Source organism: Micromonospora sp. CA-263727 (assembly GCF_050942455.1).
Lineage (GTDB): Bacteria > Actinomycetota > Actinomycetes > Mycobacteriales > Micromonosporaceae > Micromonospora.
Window position 1 is genome coordinate 4,584,174 of record NZ_CP192031.1, and the last position, 13,817, is coordinate 4,597,990.

Annotated in this window: 15 protein-coding genes and 1 pseudogene; 6 read left to right on the plus strand and 10 right to left on the minus strand. The window is 71.3% G+C overall.

Annotated elements, in window-relative coordinates:
• Position 1: 1 nt before the first annotated feature.
• The 3 genes from pafA to rfbA form a co-directional block, all read right to left on the minus strand.
• Positions 2 to 1,360, minus strand: coding sequence for a Pup--protein ligase (pafA, locus tag ACQPYA_RS19895; RefSeq protein ID WP_433528607.1), 1,359 nt, complete (start codon positions 1,358 to 1,360; stop codon positions 2 to 4).
• 116 nt (positions 1,361 to 1,476) lie between these two features.
• Positions 1,477 to 2,079 carry a dTDP-4-dehydrorhamnose 3,5-epimerase family protein gene (locus ACQPYA_RS19900; protein WP_433528608.1) on the minus strand — a complete coding sequence of 201 codons (603 nt, stop codon included), beginning with the start codon at positions 2,077 to 2,079 and terminating at the stop codon, positions 1,477 to 1,479.
• The gene (gene rfbA, locus ACQPYA_RS19905) at positions 2,076 to 2,978 is read right to left on the minus strand and encodes a glucose-1-phosphate thymidylyltransferase RfbA (protein ID WP_433528609.1); all 903 of its coding nucleotides are present in this window, start codon (positions 2,976 to 2,978) and stop codon (positions 2,076 to 2,078) included. Before rfbA ends, ACQPYA_RS19900 begins: the two co-directional genes overlap by 4 nt.
• A gap of 86 nt (positions 2,979 to 3,064) precedes the next feature.
• On the opposite strand from rfbA, the gene rfbB reads away from it, so the two are divergent.
• From rfbB to ACQPYA_RS19935, 6 genes and pseudogenes are all read left to right on the plus strand, one after another.
• Positions 3,065 to 4,063 carry a dTDP-glucose 4,6-dehydratase gene (rfbB, locus tag ACQPYA_RS19910; protein ID WP_433528610.1) on the plus strand — a complete coding sequence of 333 codons (999 nt, stop codon included), beginning with the start codon at positions 3,065 to 3,067 and terminating at the stop codon, positions 4,061 to 4,063.
• Positions 4,060 to 4,944, plus strand: coding sequence for a dTDP-4-dehydrorhamnose reductase (gene rfbD, locus ACQPYA_RS19915; protein ID WP_433528611.1), 885 nt, complete (start codon positions 4,060 to 4,062; stop codon positions 4,942 to 4,944). The genes rfbB and rfbD overlap by 4 nt, the downstream gene beginning before the upstream one ends.
• Positions 4,941 to 5,321: a DUF2304 domain-containing protein gene (locus ACQPYA_RS19920; RefSeq protein WP_433528612.1), complete on the plus strand. Its 381-nt coding sequence runs from the start codon at positions 4,941 to 4,943 to the stop codon at positions 5,319 to 5,321. The genes rfbD and ACQPYA_RS19920 overlap by 4 nt, the downstream gene beginning before the upstream one ends.
• On the plus strand, positions 5,314 to 6,015 hold the full coding sequence (locus ACQPYA_RS19925) for a glycosyltransferase family 2 protein (RefSeq protein WP_433528613.1): 702 nt from the start codon (positions 5,314 to 5,316) through the stop codon (positions 6,013 to 6,015). Before ACQPYA_RS19920 ends, ACQPYA_RS19925 begins: the two co-directional genes overlap by 8 nt.
• A complete protein-coding gene (locus ACQPYA_RS19930) occupies positions 6,012 to 7,316 on the plus strand; it encodes a lipopolysaccharide biosynthesis protein (protein WP_433528614.1) in 1,305 nt (434 codons plus the stop codon). The genes ACQPYA_RS19925 and ACQPYA_RS19930 overlap by 4 nt, the downstream gene beginning before the upstream one ends.
• Before the next feature lie 23 nt (positions 7,317 to 7,339).
• Positions 7,340 to 7,942, plus strand: a pseudogene (locus ACQPYA_RS19935) (glycosyltransferase); the annotation flags it as partial.
• A gap of 380 nt (positions 7,943 to 8,322) precedes the next feature.
• Here the strand turns inward: ACQPYA_RS19935 and ACQPYA_RS19940 are convergent.
• From ACQPYA_RS19940 to dop, 7 genes are all read right to left on the minus strand, one after another.
• Positions 8,323 to 8,772: a TetR-like C-terminal domain-containing protein gene (locus ACQPYA_RS19940; protein WP_433533540.1), complete on the minus strand. Its 450-nt coding sequence runs from the start codon at positions 8,770 to 8,772 to the stop codon at positions 8,323 to 8,325.
• Positions 8,773 to 8,845: 73 nt separating this feature from the next.
• A complete protein-coding gene (locus ACQPYA_RS19945; RefSeq protein WP_433528615.1) occupies positions 8,846 to 9,277 on the minus strand; it encodes a hypothetical protein in 432 nt (143 codons plus the stop codon).
• Between the two features lie 257 nt (positions 9,278 to 9,534).
• On the minus strand, positions 9,535 to 10,362 hold the full coding sequence (prcA, locus tag ACQPYA_RS19950) for a proteasome subunit alpha (RefSeq protein ID WP_433528616.1): 828 nt from the start codon (positions 10,360 to 10,362) through the stop codon (positions 9,535 to 9,537).
• A 61-nt stretch (positions 10,363 to 10,423) separates the two neighbouring features.
• The gene (gene prcB, locus ACQPYA_RS19955; RefSeq protein ID WP_433528617.1) at positions 10,424 to 11,263 is read right to left on the minus strand and encodes a proteasome subunit beta; all 840 of its coding nucleotides are present in this window, start codon (positions 11,261 to 11,263) and stop codon (positions 10,424 to 10,426) included.
• Entirely contained in the window at positions 11,182 to 11,856 is a 675-nt protein-coding gene (locus tag ACQPYA_RS19960; RefSeq protein ID WP_433528618.1) for an endonuclease VII domain-containing protein, read from the minus strand. The genes prcB and ACQPYA_RS19960 overlap by 82 nt, the downstream gene beginning before the upstream one ends.
• Positions 11,857 to 11,889: 33 nt before the next feature.
• Positions 11,890 to 12,105, minus strand: a complete 216-nt coding sequence (locus tag ACQPYA_RS19965) for a ubiquitin-like protein Pup (RefSeq protein WP_137778990.1) — start codon at positions 12,103 to 12,105, stop codon at positions 11,890 to 11,892.
• A 140-nt stretch (positions 12,106 to 12,245) separates the two neighbouring features.
• Entirely contained in the window at positions 12,246 to 13,763 is a 1,518-nt protein-coding gene (dop, locus tag ACQPYA_RS19970) for a depupylase/deamidase Dop (protein ID WP_433528619.1), read from the minus strand.
• Positions 13,764 to 13,817: the final 54 nt, after the last annotated feature.

Genomic DNA, 13,817 nt, shown 5'->3' on the forward strand with positions numbered 1-13,817 from the left:
CTCACATGCTGGCGATCAGCCGCTCCACCCGCTCGTCGTACGCCCGGAACGGGTCCTTGCAGAGCACGGTGCGCTGCGCCTGGTCGTTGAGCTTCAGGTGCACCCAGTCGACGGTGAAGTCGCGCCGCTTCTCCTGGGCGTGCCGGATGAACTCGCCGCGCAGCCGGGCCCGGGTGGTCTGCGGCGGCGTCTCCTTGGCCTCGAAGATCTCCGGGTCGGTGGCCACCCGGTCCACGTCGCCCCGCCGTTCCAGCAGCGCGTAGAGCCCCCGACCCCGGCGCAGGTCGTGGTAGGCGAGGTCCATCTGCGCCACCCGGGGATGCGACAGCGGCAGGTCGTGCTTGCGCTGGTAGCGCTCGATCAGCCGGAGCTTGCTCACCCAGTCGATCTCCCGGGAGACCGGCTCCAAGTCGCCGGTCTCCACCGCCCGCAGCACCCGGCCCCAGAGCTCGACCACCCGCTTGGCGGTCTGGTCGCCGCCCCGGCGCTCCACGAACTCGGTCGCCTTGGCCAGGTATTCCTGCTGGATCTCCAGGGCGCTGATCTCCTTGCCCGAGGCCAGCCGCACCTTGCGCCGTCCGGTGATGTCGTGCGACACCTCCCGGATGGCCCGGATCGGGTTCTCCAGGGTGAGGTCACGCATCACCACCCCGGCCTCGATCATCCGCAGCACGATGTCGGCGGTGCCGACCTTGAGCAGCGTGGTGACCTCGTTCATGTTGGAGTCGCCGACGATGACGTGCAGCCGGCGGTACCGCTCGGCGTCCGCGTGCGGCTCGTCACGGGTGTTGATGATCGGCCGGCTGCGGGTGGTGGCCGAGGAGACCCCCTCCCAGATGTGCTCGGCGCGCTGGGAGAGGCAGTACACGGCGCCGCGCGGGGTCTGCAACACCTTGCCCGCGCCGCAGATCAACTGCCGGGTGACCAGGAACGGGATCAGCACGTCGGCCAGCCGGCCGAACTCCCCGTGCCGGGAGACCAGGTAGTTCTCGTGGCAGCCGTAGGAGTTGCCGGCCGAGTCGGTGTTGTTCTTGAACAGGTAGATCTCGCCGGCGATGCCCTCGTCGTGCAGCCGCTTCTCCGCGTCGATGAGCAGCCCTTCCAGGATCCGCTCGCCGGCGCGGTCGTGGGCGACCAGGTCGACCACCGAGTCGCACTCCGGGGTGGCGTACTCCGGATGCGAGCCGACGTCCAGGTAGAGCCGAGCGCCGTTACGCAGGAACACGTTGCTCGACCGGCCCCAGGAGACCACCCGGCGGAAGAGGTACCGGGCCACTTCGTCAGGGGACAGCCGCCGCTGCCCACGGTAGGTGCAGGTGACGCCGTATTCGGTCTCCAGACCGAAGATTCGCCGCTCCATGATGAGACATTAGCCGTACGGAGGCCCTCTTCGTCACTGTCGCCGCACCTGCCCGCCGCATCCGCCGCCCAGCCGGGGGTGCATCGGTCCCCGGGCCGACCGGACCCGTCGCCGGGTTACGGCGCGCCGCGCAGGCCCGCCGTGTACTCCCGGCACGCGGCGTACCCGGGCAGCCGGCCCGCCGCCCGCGCCTGTGCCAGGGTCGGCGCGGCGGCGTCCCGGGCGGACAACTGCGGCGACCCGGCGGGCCACTCGATGCCCAGCTCCTCGTCCAGCGGATGCACCGCGTGCTCGGCCGCCGGGTTGTACGTGGTCGAGCAGAGGTAGGTCAGGGTGGCGTCGTCGGTCAGCGCGCAGAACCCGTGGCCGAGCCCCTCGGCCAGGTAGACCGCCCGCCGGTCCACGTCGTCCAGGCGTACGCCCTCCCACTGGCCGAAGGTGGGCGAGCCGACCCGCAGGTCGACCACCACGTCGAGCACCGCGCCCCGCACACAGGTGACGTACTTCGCCTGCCCGGGCGGCACGTCGGCGAAGTGGATGCCCCGCACCACGTCCCGGGCCGAGACGGAGAGGTTGGCCTGGCCCAGCCGCAGCGGGTGCCCGACCGCCTCGGCCAGCCGGTCGAAGCGGTACCACTCCATGAACAGCCCTCGGGGGTCACCGTGCTGCTGCGGGGTGATCTCCCAGGCCCCCTCGATGCCCAGCGGCCGGATCTTCACGGAAAGACCTCCAGCGGGCCACTCGACCCGGCGCGCCCGACGGCGAGCAGGTCGAGCAGGTAGTTGCCGTAGCCGCTCTTGGTCAACGGCTCGGCCAGCACCCGCAGTTGGTCGTCGTCGATCAGCCCGGCCCGCCAGGCCACCTCCTCGACGCAGCCGATCTTCATACCCTGCCGTTCCTCGATCACCCGGACGAACTCGGCGGCCTGCATCAGCGAGGTGAAGGTGCCGGTGTCCAGCCAGGCGGTGCCCCGGTCCAGGACGGTCACCGACAGCTCGCCGCTCAGCCGGTACGCCTCGTTGACCGCGGTGATCTCCAGCTCACCCCGGGCGCTGGGGGTCAGCTCGTCGGCGATCTTCACCACCCGGTTGTCGTAGAAGTAGAGACCCGGCACCGCGTACCGGGACTTCGGCTTGTCGGGTTTCTCCTCGATCGAGAGCACCCGGCCGGCGGCGTCGAAGTGCACCACGCCATACGCCTCCGGGTTGGCCACCGGGTAGGCGAAGATCCGCCCGCCGACCGGGTCGCCGGCCGCGGCGAGCTGCCGGCCCAGGCCCACCCCGTGGAAGATGTTGTCGCCGAGGATCAGCGCCACCGCCTCGTCGCCGATGAAGTCCGCCCCGAGCACGAACGCCTGGGCGATGCCCTCCGGACGGGCCTGGGTGACGTACTCCAGCCGCAGCCCGAACTGGCTGCCGTCGCCGAGCAGGCGCTGGAACTGGCTCTGTTCCTCCGGGGTGGTGATCACGAGGATCTCGCGTACCCCGGCCATCACCAGGGTGGAGAGGGGATAATAGATCATCGGTTTGTCGAAGACCGGCATCAGCTGTTTCGACACCGCTCGGGTGATCGGCCAGAGCCGGCTGCCGGTGCCACCGGCGAGCAGGATTCCACGCACCCGGGGAGCCTACCGGGGAGGCGGCGTCGCCGGCCACGCGTCGCTTGCGCGGCGCCCGGGACCGCTTCACGTAGACTTCCGGACCCGTGAGGATTCTCGTCACCGGTGGGGCCGGTTTCATCGGTTCGGAATACGTCCGCATGCTCCTCGGCGCACCAGGCGGCAGCGCCGAAGGAGTGCCCGCCCTGGAACCCACCAAAGTGACCGTACTCGACGCCCTGACCTACTCCGGCAACCTCGCCAACCTCGCCCCCATACGCCACGACCCCCGACTACAGTTCATCCACGGCAACATCTGCGACACCGCCCTAGTCAACGAAGTGGTCGCCGGCCACGACGTAATCGTGCACTTCGCCGCCGAATCACACGTCGACCGCTCCATCACCAAAGCCACCCCCTTCGTCACCACCAACATCCTCGGCACCCAAACCCTCCTCGACGCCGCCCTCCACCACCACATCAACCGCTTCGTCCACGTCTCCACCGACGAGGTCTACGGCTCCATCACCACCGGCTCCTGGACCGAAGACTGGCCACTCAACCCCAACTCCCCCTACGCCGCCACCAAAGCCAGCTCCGACCTCCTCGCCCTCGCCTACCACCGCACCCACAACCTCAACGTCGTCCTCACCCGCTGCTCCAACAACTACGGCCCATACCAATACCCCGAAAAAATCATCCCCCTCTTCATCACCAACCTCCTCGACGGCCACACCATCCCCCTCTACGGCGACGGCGGCAACATCCGCGACTGGCTCCACGTCCACGACCACTGCCGCGGCATCGCCCTCGCCCAACACAAAGGCCGCGCCGGCCACATCTACCACATCGGCGGCGGCACCGAACTCACCAACAAACAACTCACCACCCGACTCCTCAACGCCTGCAACGCCACCTGGGACCAAGTCACACCCGTCCCCGACCGCAAAGGCCACGACCGCCGCTACTCCCTCGACACCACCAAAACCCACCACGAACTCGGATACACACCCACCATCACCCTCGACCACGGCCTCACCGACACCATCCGCTGGTACCACAACAACCGCACCTGGTGGCAACCACTGAAAGCGGCGGCCCGATGAGGATGCTGGTGACCGGGGCCGGTGGGATGCTCGGGCGGGACCTGGTCGACGTGCTCGCCGGGCATCCGGAGCACGCGGTGACCGCGGCCACCCGAGCGGATCTCGACATCACCGACCCCGCCGCCGTGCACACCGCCGTCGCCGGCCACGACGTGGTGGTCAACGCCGCCGCCTGGACCGACGTCGACGGCGCGGAGCAGCACGAGGCGGCAGCCACCGCGGTCAACGGCGACGCCGTGGCCCACCTCGCCTCGGCCTGCGCCACCCACGGCGTCCGGCTGCTCCAGCTCTCCACCGACTACGTCTTCCCCGGCGACGCCACCGCCCCCTACCGCGAGGACGCGCCGACCGCGCCGGTCAACGCGTACGGCCGCGGCAAGCTCGTCGGGGAACGGGCCGTGGCCGGGCTGCTGCCCGACGCCGGGTACGTGGTGCGTACCGCCTGGCTCTACGGCGCCCACGGCCGCAACTTCGTCCGCACCATGCTCGACCTGGCCGACCGGCACGAGTTCCTCGACGTCGTCGACGACCAGCGCGGCCAGCCCACCTGGTCGTACGCGCTGTCCCGGCAGCTGGTCGCGCTCGCCGAGGCGGCCCTGGCCGGACGCGCCGCGCCCGGCGTCTACCACGGCACCTGCTCCGGCGAGACCACCTGGTACGGGCTAGCCCGGGCGGTGTTCGCCCGGCACGGGCTCGACCCGGACCGGATCCGACCCACCACCAGCGCCCGGTTTCCGCGTCCCGCTGCCCGACCGGCGTACAGTGTGCTAGGGCACGGCCGATGGGCCGCTGCCGGGCTGTCGCCCCTGCCGGACTGGCACGACACGCTGGTCGACGCGTTCGCCCCCGCCGCTCCACCCTCCCCGTGGAAGGTCGCATGAAGCTCACCCTCGTCACCGGCCTGACCGGTCTGGTCCTGCTGGCCACGATCGTCGAGCTGCTGCGCCGACGGCAGCTGCGGGAGAAGTACGGCATGCTCTGGCTCGGGCTGCTCTTCGTGGTGATCCCGTTGTCGCTCTTCCCCACGCTGCTCGACGGCGTCGCCGACCTGCTCGGCGTGGCCACCGGGGTCAGCCTCGTGCTCTTCCTGGGCATCGTCTTCCTCCTGCTGGTCTGCATCCACCTCAGCTGGGAGGTCAGCCGGCTGGAGGAGGAGACCCGCACGCTGGCCGAGGAGTTCGCCCTGCTGCGCGCCGAGGTCGAGGCGGATCGCGCGGACCGGGCCGACCGGCAGGAGCTGGTGTCCCGCGATGGTTAACGGCAAACGGCTCCTGGTCATCATCCCGGCGCTCAACGAGGCCGGCTCGATCGCCGACGTGGTCCACGAGATCCGGGGCGAACTGCCCGGCGTGGACGTGCTGGTCGTCGACGACGGCTCGGGTGACCGCACCGCGGCCGTCGCCGCCGCCGCCGGCGCCCGGGTCGCCCGGCTCCCCTACAACCTCGGTGTCGGCGGCGCCATGCGGCTCGGCTACCGCTACGCCCGCGAGCACGACTACGACGTCGCCGTGCAGATCGACGCCGACGGGCAGCACGACCCGCGGTACGTGCCGAAGCTGGTCGACCTGCTCGACGACTACGACCTGGTGATCGGGGCGCGCTTCGCCGGCGAGGGCGAATACGCCGTACGCGGACCACGCCGCTGGGCAATGGGAATGCTGTCGATGGTGCTCTCCGGCCTGGCCGGCACCCCGCTGACCGACACCACCTCCGGCTTCCGCGCCGCCAACCGGCGCATGATCGACATGTTCGCGCGCTGGTACCCGGCCGAGTACCTCGGCGACACGGTCGAGACGCTGGTGCACGCCGCCCGCCGCGGCTACCGGATCCAGCAGGTCCCGGTGGCGATGCGACGCCGGATGGCCGGCACCCCCAGCCACTCCCCCGCCAAGGCGATGATCTACCTCGGCCGGGCGCTGGCCGTGCTCACCCTGGCCCTCATCCGCCGGTGATACGCCGCCTGCTCCGCCTCGTCCCACCCGGCACCCTTCCCGTCGGCGCCGGACTGGCCCTGGTCGGCCTGGCCTCCTACGTCCACCTTGCCGTCGCCGGGCACAGCCTCACCGCCGGCGACTACTCGTCGCTCTCGGTGCTCTGGTCGGTCGTGTTCACCGTCGGCATCGGCGTCTTCCTGCCGGTCGAGCAGGAGGTGGCCCGGCTGGTCGCCGCCCGCCGCACCCGCGGGCTGCCCCCCGGCCCGGTGCTGGCCCGGGGCGCCGCCGTCGCCGCCGCCGTGCTCGGCCTGCTCCTGCTGGCCACCGCCGGCACCGCCGACCTGCTCGCCGACCGCCTCTTCGACGGCGACCGCGCCATGGTGGGGGCGCTCGCCGGGGCGCTCGCCGCGCTGGCCGTGGCACACACCACCCGCGGCGTGCTCTCCGGGCTGCGGCTGTTCGGCTGGTACGGCACCCAACTCGGCCTCGACGGCGGGCTGCGCATCGGGCTGGTCGCCACGCTCGCCATCGCCGGCGTCGACTCACCCGTGGCGTACGCGCTGGTGCTGGTCGTCGCGCCGCTGCTCGCCGTCGCGCTGACCACCACCCCGGTGGCCCGGGCGGCCGGCGGCGGGGCGGCCGTGCCCTGGCCGCCGCTGCTGCGCGGGCTGGCCCTGCTCACCGTCTCCAGCCTGCTCTCCCAGGTCGTGGTCAACATCGGCGTGATCAACGTACGGCTGCTCGACCCGGCCGACATCGCCACCGCCGGGGCGCTGCTCTCCGCGCTGGTCCTGGTCCGCATCCCGCTGTTCGTCTTCGGCTCGATGCAGGCCGCCCTGCTGCCCGGCCTCTCCACCGCCGCCGCCACCGGCGACCGGGCCGCCTTCGGCGCCCTGCTGCGCCGTGCCCTGGCGGTCGTCACCGCGCTGGGTGTCGGCGGCGGGATGCTGGCCGTACTGCTCGGGCCATGGCTCGTCCGGGCCCTCTTCGACGCCCCCGACGTCCTCGGCAACGGCGACTTCGCCTGGCTGGCCCTGGCCACCCTGGCGTACCTGTGGGCGATGGTCCTCGGCCAGGCGCTGCTGGCCCGCGACCGGCACCGCGCCCAGGCGGTGGCCTGGATCGTCGGCGTCGCCGCGCTGGCCGCCGCGACGCTGGCCCCGCTGCCCGTCGCGCTGCGGGTCGAACTCGGCTACACCGTCGGCTCCGTGGTGGTCGCCGCCGTCATGGTCGCCCTGCTGCGCCGCCAGCGCGATCCCGCGCCCACCCCGCCCGTCGCGGTCACCATGCCCGCGACCGCCCCCGGAGGGACCCGATGAGCCCACCCCGCGTGACCGCGGTGATGCTCGCCTACGGTGCCGAGCCCTGGCTGGTCGATGCCGCCCGGGCCGTGCTGGCCAGCACCGGCGTCGACATCGAGCTGGTGGTGGTCGACAACGGCTGCGCCGGCGACGGCATCGACGTGGTCAAGGGCCTGCCCGGTGTGCGGGTGATCCGCCCGGAGGCGAACACCGGCTACTCGGGCGGCGGCAACCTCGGTGCCGCCGAGGCCACCGGCGACTGGCTGGCCTTCGTCAACTCCGACGCGATCGTCGCCCCCGACGCCCTGGCGAAGGTGGTCGCAGTGGCCGCCGAGCCGGGCGTCGGCGCCGCGATGGCCTCCATCCGGCTCGCCGACCAACCCGACCTGATCAACACCTCGGGCAACCCTCTGCACTTCACCGGCCTCTCCTGGGCCGGCGGCAACGGCGAGCCGGCCAGCGCCCACGCCCGGCGCACCGAGGTGCCGTCACTGAGCGGCTGCTGCTTCGTGATCGCCCGCCCATGCTGGGCGGAACTGGGCGGCTTCCCCGCCGAGTACTTCGCCTACCACGAGGACACCGAACTCAGCCTGCGGCTGTGGCAGCGCAACCTGCGGCTGGTGTACGTGCCGGACGCGGTGGTGCGCCACCACTACGAGTTCTCCCGCAACGACCTCAAGCTCTACCTGGTCGAACGCAACCGCCTGATCACGTTGCTCACCGCGTACCAGGGGCGGACGCTGGCGCTGCTCGCGCCGATGCTGCTGCTCACCGAGGCGGCCATGCTCGCCGCCGCGCTGGCCGGCGGCTGGGGCCGCCAGAAGGCACGCGGCTGGGCCTGGCTGTGGCACAACCGGGGCTGGGTACGCGCCCGCCGCCGGCGGTTGCAGGCCGAACGCCTCGTCGGCGACGGCGCCCTCGCCGGGCTGATGACCGCCCGGGTGGCCCCGTCGAACGTGGCCGCGCCCCCGGCATGGGCGTGTTCAACGCGGTCGCCGCCGGCTGGTGGGCCCTGGTCCGGCCGCTACTGGCCCGCCGCTGACCCGCCGGGCCGGGCCACGGCGAAGGTGGCGACGGCCCGCTCCCACACCGCGTCCAGGTCGGCGCCGGGCGGGAAACGGCCGGCGAGTTCGAGGTCGACCAGACCGTGCGCCATGCCCCAGATCGCCCGCGCGGTGGGCAGGTCACCGCCGGCCAGCCGCAGGAGGGCGGACGCGGCCTCCGCCTCGACGCCCGGCGCCAGCCGCTCCCGGGCGAGCGGCTGGCGGGTGCTGAGCTCGTAGAGCCGGGGATGCGCCAGCGCCCACCGCCGGTACGTCATCGCCAGCGCCGGCAGATCGTGCACCGTGGCCAGCGCCTCGGCGAGTTGCCGGAGCGCGCGTTGTTGCAGCGCCGCCTCGATCTCCGGCTTGCCCGACACGTGTTTGTACAACGACGGCGCCTGGATCCCGAGTTCGTCGGCGAGCCGGCGCATGCTGAGGCTCTCCGGCCCCTCGGCCTCCAGCAACCGCTGCGCCACGTCGATGATCTCCTCGCGCCGGTTCACGTCAGCCTCGCACTCCGGACCGCCAGCCCCGGCAGAGCAGGTACGCCACGATCAGCAGCGCCGAGAGGCCGCCGTCCCAGACCAGGATCTGGCCGGTGCCCGGCACGTCCCCGGTCATGGCGTACCCGACCGCGGTGACCGTCAACGCCACCTTGTGGAAGATCACCAGCTCCCACACCCCTCGATATGCCTGCGGACGCCAGGCGAGCAGGGCGAACAGCCCGGCGAAGACCATCAGACCGTACGCCCGCCAGGTCTCGACCACCCGCACCCCGGCCTCGGAGTCGACCACCAGGCCGACGGCGCTCGCCGCCGCCGCGACGGCGCTCCCGGCCGCCACCCACATCAGCACCCGCCCGATCCGCTCCGCCGTCGACGAAGCGACCAACTGACCGCCGCCGGCAACCGGCACACTGCTCATCTCGATGTCCACCCTTCCACAGGCTAACGCTGTTAGCCTCATTGAACCGCTAACAGCGTTAGCCGCGCAAGGGCCGGAGCACCGGCAGTGGTGCGGATCGCAGCCGGCACCGCAGGGCCGGACCACCAGACAGCAGCGCCGGTCGCAGCCGGCACCGGAGAAAGGCGCGACGCCCGACAGTCGGAACTGTCGGGCGTCGGAGTCGGACTGGCGCGACCGGCAACAGAACGGTGAGGCCCACCGGATCGCCGGACCCGGACGGCCGAAGATCAGGACTCGGGCTTCTCCCCCGGTTTGTCCTCCAGGTCGGCGGAGCCGGCGGAGGTGGTCGGCTTGTGCGCCTCCTCGGTCGGCGTGGTCGGGGTCTTCGCCCGGTCACCCTCCGCCTCCGCCTCGGCGCCCCCGTCCAGCAGCGCGGTCAACGCCGCCCCGGTGATCCGGCGGAAGGTGCGGCCCACCCGGTTGCGGTCCAGGATCGCCACCTCCAACTGGTTGGCGGCGATAGCGCGGGCGGCACCGCCCTCCCCGCCGACGCTGCCCAGCGCCTGCACCGCCACCTTCACCGCGTCACCGAGCGACATGTCCGGCCGGTGGTTCGCCTTGAGCACCCCGGCAATGGCGTCGGCCTGACCGCCCATCGCCATCCGGCCCGGCTCGTCGTTGACCGATCCGTCGTAGGTGAGGCGGTACAGCGCGTCCTCCTCCGGCGTCGCGCCCACCTCGGCCACGCAGATCTCCACCTCGAACGGCTTCGACTGCTCGGTGAAGATGGCACCGAGGGTCTGCGCGAACGCGTTGGCCAGCGCCAGACCGGTGACGTCCCGCCGGTCGTAGCTCAGACCGTTCAGGTCGGCCATCCGCACCCCGGCGCGGCGCAGGTTCTCGAACTCGTTGTACTTGCCGACCGCGGCGAAGCCGATCCGGTCGTAGATCTCGCTGACCTTGTGCAGGGTGCTGGAGAGGTTCTCCGCGACGAAGAGGACCCCACCGGCGTAGCTCACGACCACCGCGCTGCGCCCCCGGGCGATGCCCTTGCGGGCCAACTCGGAACGGTCGCGCATGATCTGTTCGGGCGAGGCGTAGAACTGCATGGCCACGGCGGCGGCTCTCCTTCGGGCGCTGTGCTGGGGAACTACGGTCAGGTGCGGGCGGGGCGGCTCAGCCGCCCGGGTTCTCCATCCGGCCGGCGACCACGCTCTCGCCGATCGCCGCCGTCTCCGCGTCGGTCAGCCGGTACGTCCCCTCCGCCGTCGCGGACATCACCACCGGGAAGATCCGCCGGCTCAGGTCGGGACCCCCGGTCGCCGTGTCGTCGTCGGCCGCGTCGTAGAGCGCCTCCACCGCCAGCCGCGCCGCGTCGTCCACCGAGAGCCCGGCCCGGAACCGCTTCTTCAACGCCGACTTGGCGAAGAGCGAGCCCGAGCCGATCGCGTCGTAGCCGGTCTCCTCGTACGGACCGCCGGTGACGTCGAAGCTGAAGATCCGCCCAGCCCGCACCGGGTCCTTGGCGGCGAGGTCGAAGCCGGCGAAGAGCGGAATCACGGCGAGCCCCTGCATCGCCGCGCCCAGGTTGCCCCGCACCATCGACGCCAGCCGGTTGGCCTTGGCGTCGAGCGAGAGCATCGCGCCTTCCATCTTCTCGTAGTGCTCCAGCTCCACCTGGAACAGTCGCATCAGCTCGATGCCGATGCCGGCGGTGCCGGCGATGCCCACCAGCGAGTACGCGTCGGCCGGATGCACCTTCTCGATGTCCCGCTGCGCGATCAGGTTGCCCATGGTGGCTCGCCGGTCGCCGGCCATCACCACGCCGCCGGCGGCGGCGATGGCCACGATCGTGGTGGCGTGCGGGGCCAGGTCGGCGGCCAGGCCCGGGGGCAGCGGCCGGCGGCCGGGCAGCATCTCGGGGGCCACCTTGCTCAGGAACGAGGTGAAGGAGGACGTCCCCGCGTTGGTGAACACATCTGGTAGACGCCCGGATGGATCAAAACCCGCTGCCACGTGGTTCCTCTCAGGTACGTGATGGCCCGGGCCAGCCTCGTCGGACTGTCACGGAACTGGCCAAGGCCACCGTTGCAGTTGAAGCAGAGTATCCCGCGCACCCACCCGGTGCGATGATCGTGGTCCACATGTTCCGGATCGAGGTCACCGCAGACCCCGCAGACCCCACCCTGCTCCGCCAGAAGCTCGTCGAACTCCTTCTGCCCGATCCCATACCGACGCCGCAGGTGGTACTCGCGGCTACCGCCGTACAGCCGCTGCTTCGTCTCCCGGGTCCGCGTGTTGTGGCAGGGCTTGCAATACGTGGCGTAGCCCGAGCTGTCGGCCCGGTTCCGTGGGAACTCGACCAAAGGCTTGACGCTGTCACAGTCAGCGCAGAAGCGATGGCCCTCGGGCACCTCGCGGGCCTGCTTCACCCCCCGGCCCTGCTTGAGCCTCATTCGCTTGGCGTAGCTGGCCTTCGACCGCTCGTTGAAGCAGGGTTTGCAGTAGCTGCCGCGCCCGAGCGGGCGCTTGCTACTCGAACAGAACTCCTCGAGTGCCTTCCATTCTCCACAGTCGCGGCAACGGCGTTGACCGTTCTGATCATCCACAGGTTGCGGCATGTCCGTTTTGCCCAGGTATAATCACTGGCCTCCTTTTTGTACGTATCCTCTCACGAACTCCTCGGCGTTTTCCTCCAGGACGGAGTCGATCTCGTCGAGGAGATCGTCCACGTCCTCGGTGATCTCGGCGTGCCGCTCGGCGACCTCCGGGTTCGCCTCGACGGTGACGTCCTCGATCTCCTCGCCCTGGCGGGACTTACCCGTCTGCGACTGACCGCCGCTGTCACGAGTGGCCACTGTTGCCTCCTCCACGATCGCTCTGCGATGAACTTACCTCGCGGGAACGACGAAACGCCCGCCGCGCGCCGGTAGTGGGACCAGCGTGCGGCGGGCGTTCTCGGCAGGGGCCGGTGGCCGTTCGGCGCCCGGCCACCGGCTCAGCCGCCGGTCAGCGTCTCCAGCAGGTCCTTGGCGCTGGCGCAGCGGTCGAAGAGCGCACCGACGTGCCGCCGGGTGCCGCGCTCCGGCTCCATCATCGGCACCCGCACCAGCGACTCCCGGCCCACGTCGAAGATGACCGAGTCCCAGCTGGCGGCGACCACCTCGGAGGCGTACTGCGCCAGGCAGCGGCCCCGGAAGTAGGCCCGGGTGTCCTCGGGCGGCTCGGTCATCGCCGTACGGCTCTCCTCGTCGGTGAGCAGCGTCTTCATCGACCCGCGGGAGACCAGCCGGTGGTAGAGGCCCTTCTCCGGGCGCACGTCCGAATACTGAAGGTCGACCAGTTGCAGCTTGTGCGAGCCCCAGCCCAGCTTCTCCCGGTCCCGGTAGCCCTCCAGCAGCCGCAGCTTGGCCACCCAGTCCAACTCGTCGGCGCAGAGCATGACGTCGCGTCCGAGCCGGTCCAGCACCGCCTCCCAGCGGTCCAGCACGTCGGCGGTCTGCTCGTCGACGTCGCTGCCATAGCGGTCGTCCACGAACGCGCGCACCCGCTCCAGGTACGCCCACTGCACGTCCAGCGCGGTCAGCCGACGCCCGTCGCGCAGCCGCATCCGGTGGGTGAGGGACGGGTCGTGGCTGACCGCGCGCAGCTCCCCGACCGGGTCGGCGATGCCGAGGTCGGGGCCGAGCGCCTTCTCCTCGATCATGGTGAGGATCAGCGCGGTGGCACCCACCTTGAGGTAGGTGGAGATCTCCGACAGGTTGGCGTCGCCGATGATGACGTGCAGCCGGCGGTACTTGTCCGCGTCGGCGTGCGGCTCGTCGCGGGTGTTGATGATCGGCCGTTTGAGGGTGGTCTCCAGGCCGACCTCGACCTCGAAGAAGTCGGCCCGCTGAGAGATCTGGAAGCCGCTCTGGCCGCCGTCCTGACCGATGCCGACCCGCCCGGCGCCGCAGACGATCTGCCGGGTCACGAAGAACGGGGTCAGGTACGCCACGATGTCGGCGAACGGCGTCTGCCGGCGCATCAGGTAGTTCTCGTGCGCGCCGTAGCTGGCGCCCTTGTTGTCGGTGTTGTTCTTGTAGAGGTGGATCGGCGCGGTGCCGGGAATGGTGGCGGCCCGGCGCGCCGCCTCCGCCATCACCCGCTCCCCCGCCTTGTCCCAGCGGACCAGGTCGCGCGGGTTGGTCACCTCGGGTGTGGAGTATTCGGGGTGGGCGTGGTCGACGTAGAGTCGGGCGCCGTTGGTGAGGATCACGTTGGCCAGCCCGAGGTCCTCGTCGGCGAGCGCCTCCGCCGGGTCGTACGCGGCGCCGGAGTAGGTGAAGCCGCGGGCATCCCGCAGCGGTGATTCCTCCTCGTAGTCCCACCGGGCCCGACCGCCCCGGTTGAGTTCGGGGCGGGCGCCGTAGGCGTTCACCACCTGGGAAGAGGTGACCATCGGGTTGGCCCCGGCCTGACCGGGCACGGAGATGCCGTACTCGACCTCGGTGCCCATGATCCGTCTTACGCTCATCGACCTACCCGCTTCGCTTGCCCGACCGGCCCCCGTCACGTCGAGCGTAGTCGG

Bases quoted from the DNA above. Each gene is read 5' to 3' on its own strand.
- pafA (WP_433528607.1), bottom strand. From the start codon at position 1,360: ATGGAGCGGCGAATCTTCGGTCTGGAGACCGAATACGGCGTCACCTGC.
- rfbD (WP_433528611.1), top strand. From the start codon at position 4,060: ATGAGGATGCTGGTGACCGGGGCCGGTGGGATGCTCGGGCGGGACCTG.
- ACQPYA_RS19920 (WP_433528612.1), top strand. From the start codon at position 4,941: ATGAAGCTCACCCTCGTCACCGGCCTGACCGGTCTGGTCCTGCTGGCC.
- ACQPYA_RS19925 (WP_433528613.1), top strand. From the start codon at position 5,314: ATGGTTAACGGCAAACGGCTCCTGGTCATCATCCCGGCGCTCAACGAG.
- ACQPYA_RS19940 (WP_433533540.1), bottom strand. From the start codon at position 8,772: ATGCGCCGGCTCGCCGACGAACTCGGGATCCAGGCGCCGTCGTTGTAC.
- dop (WP_433528619.1), bottom strand. From the start codon at position 13,763: ATGAGCGTAAGACGGATCATGGGCACCGAGGTCGAGTACGGCATCTCC.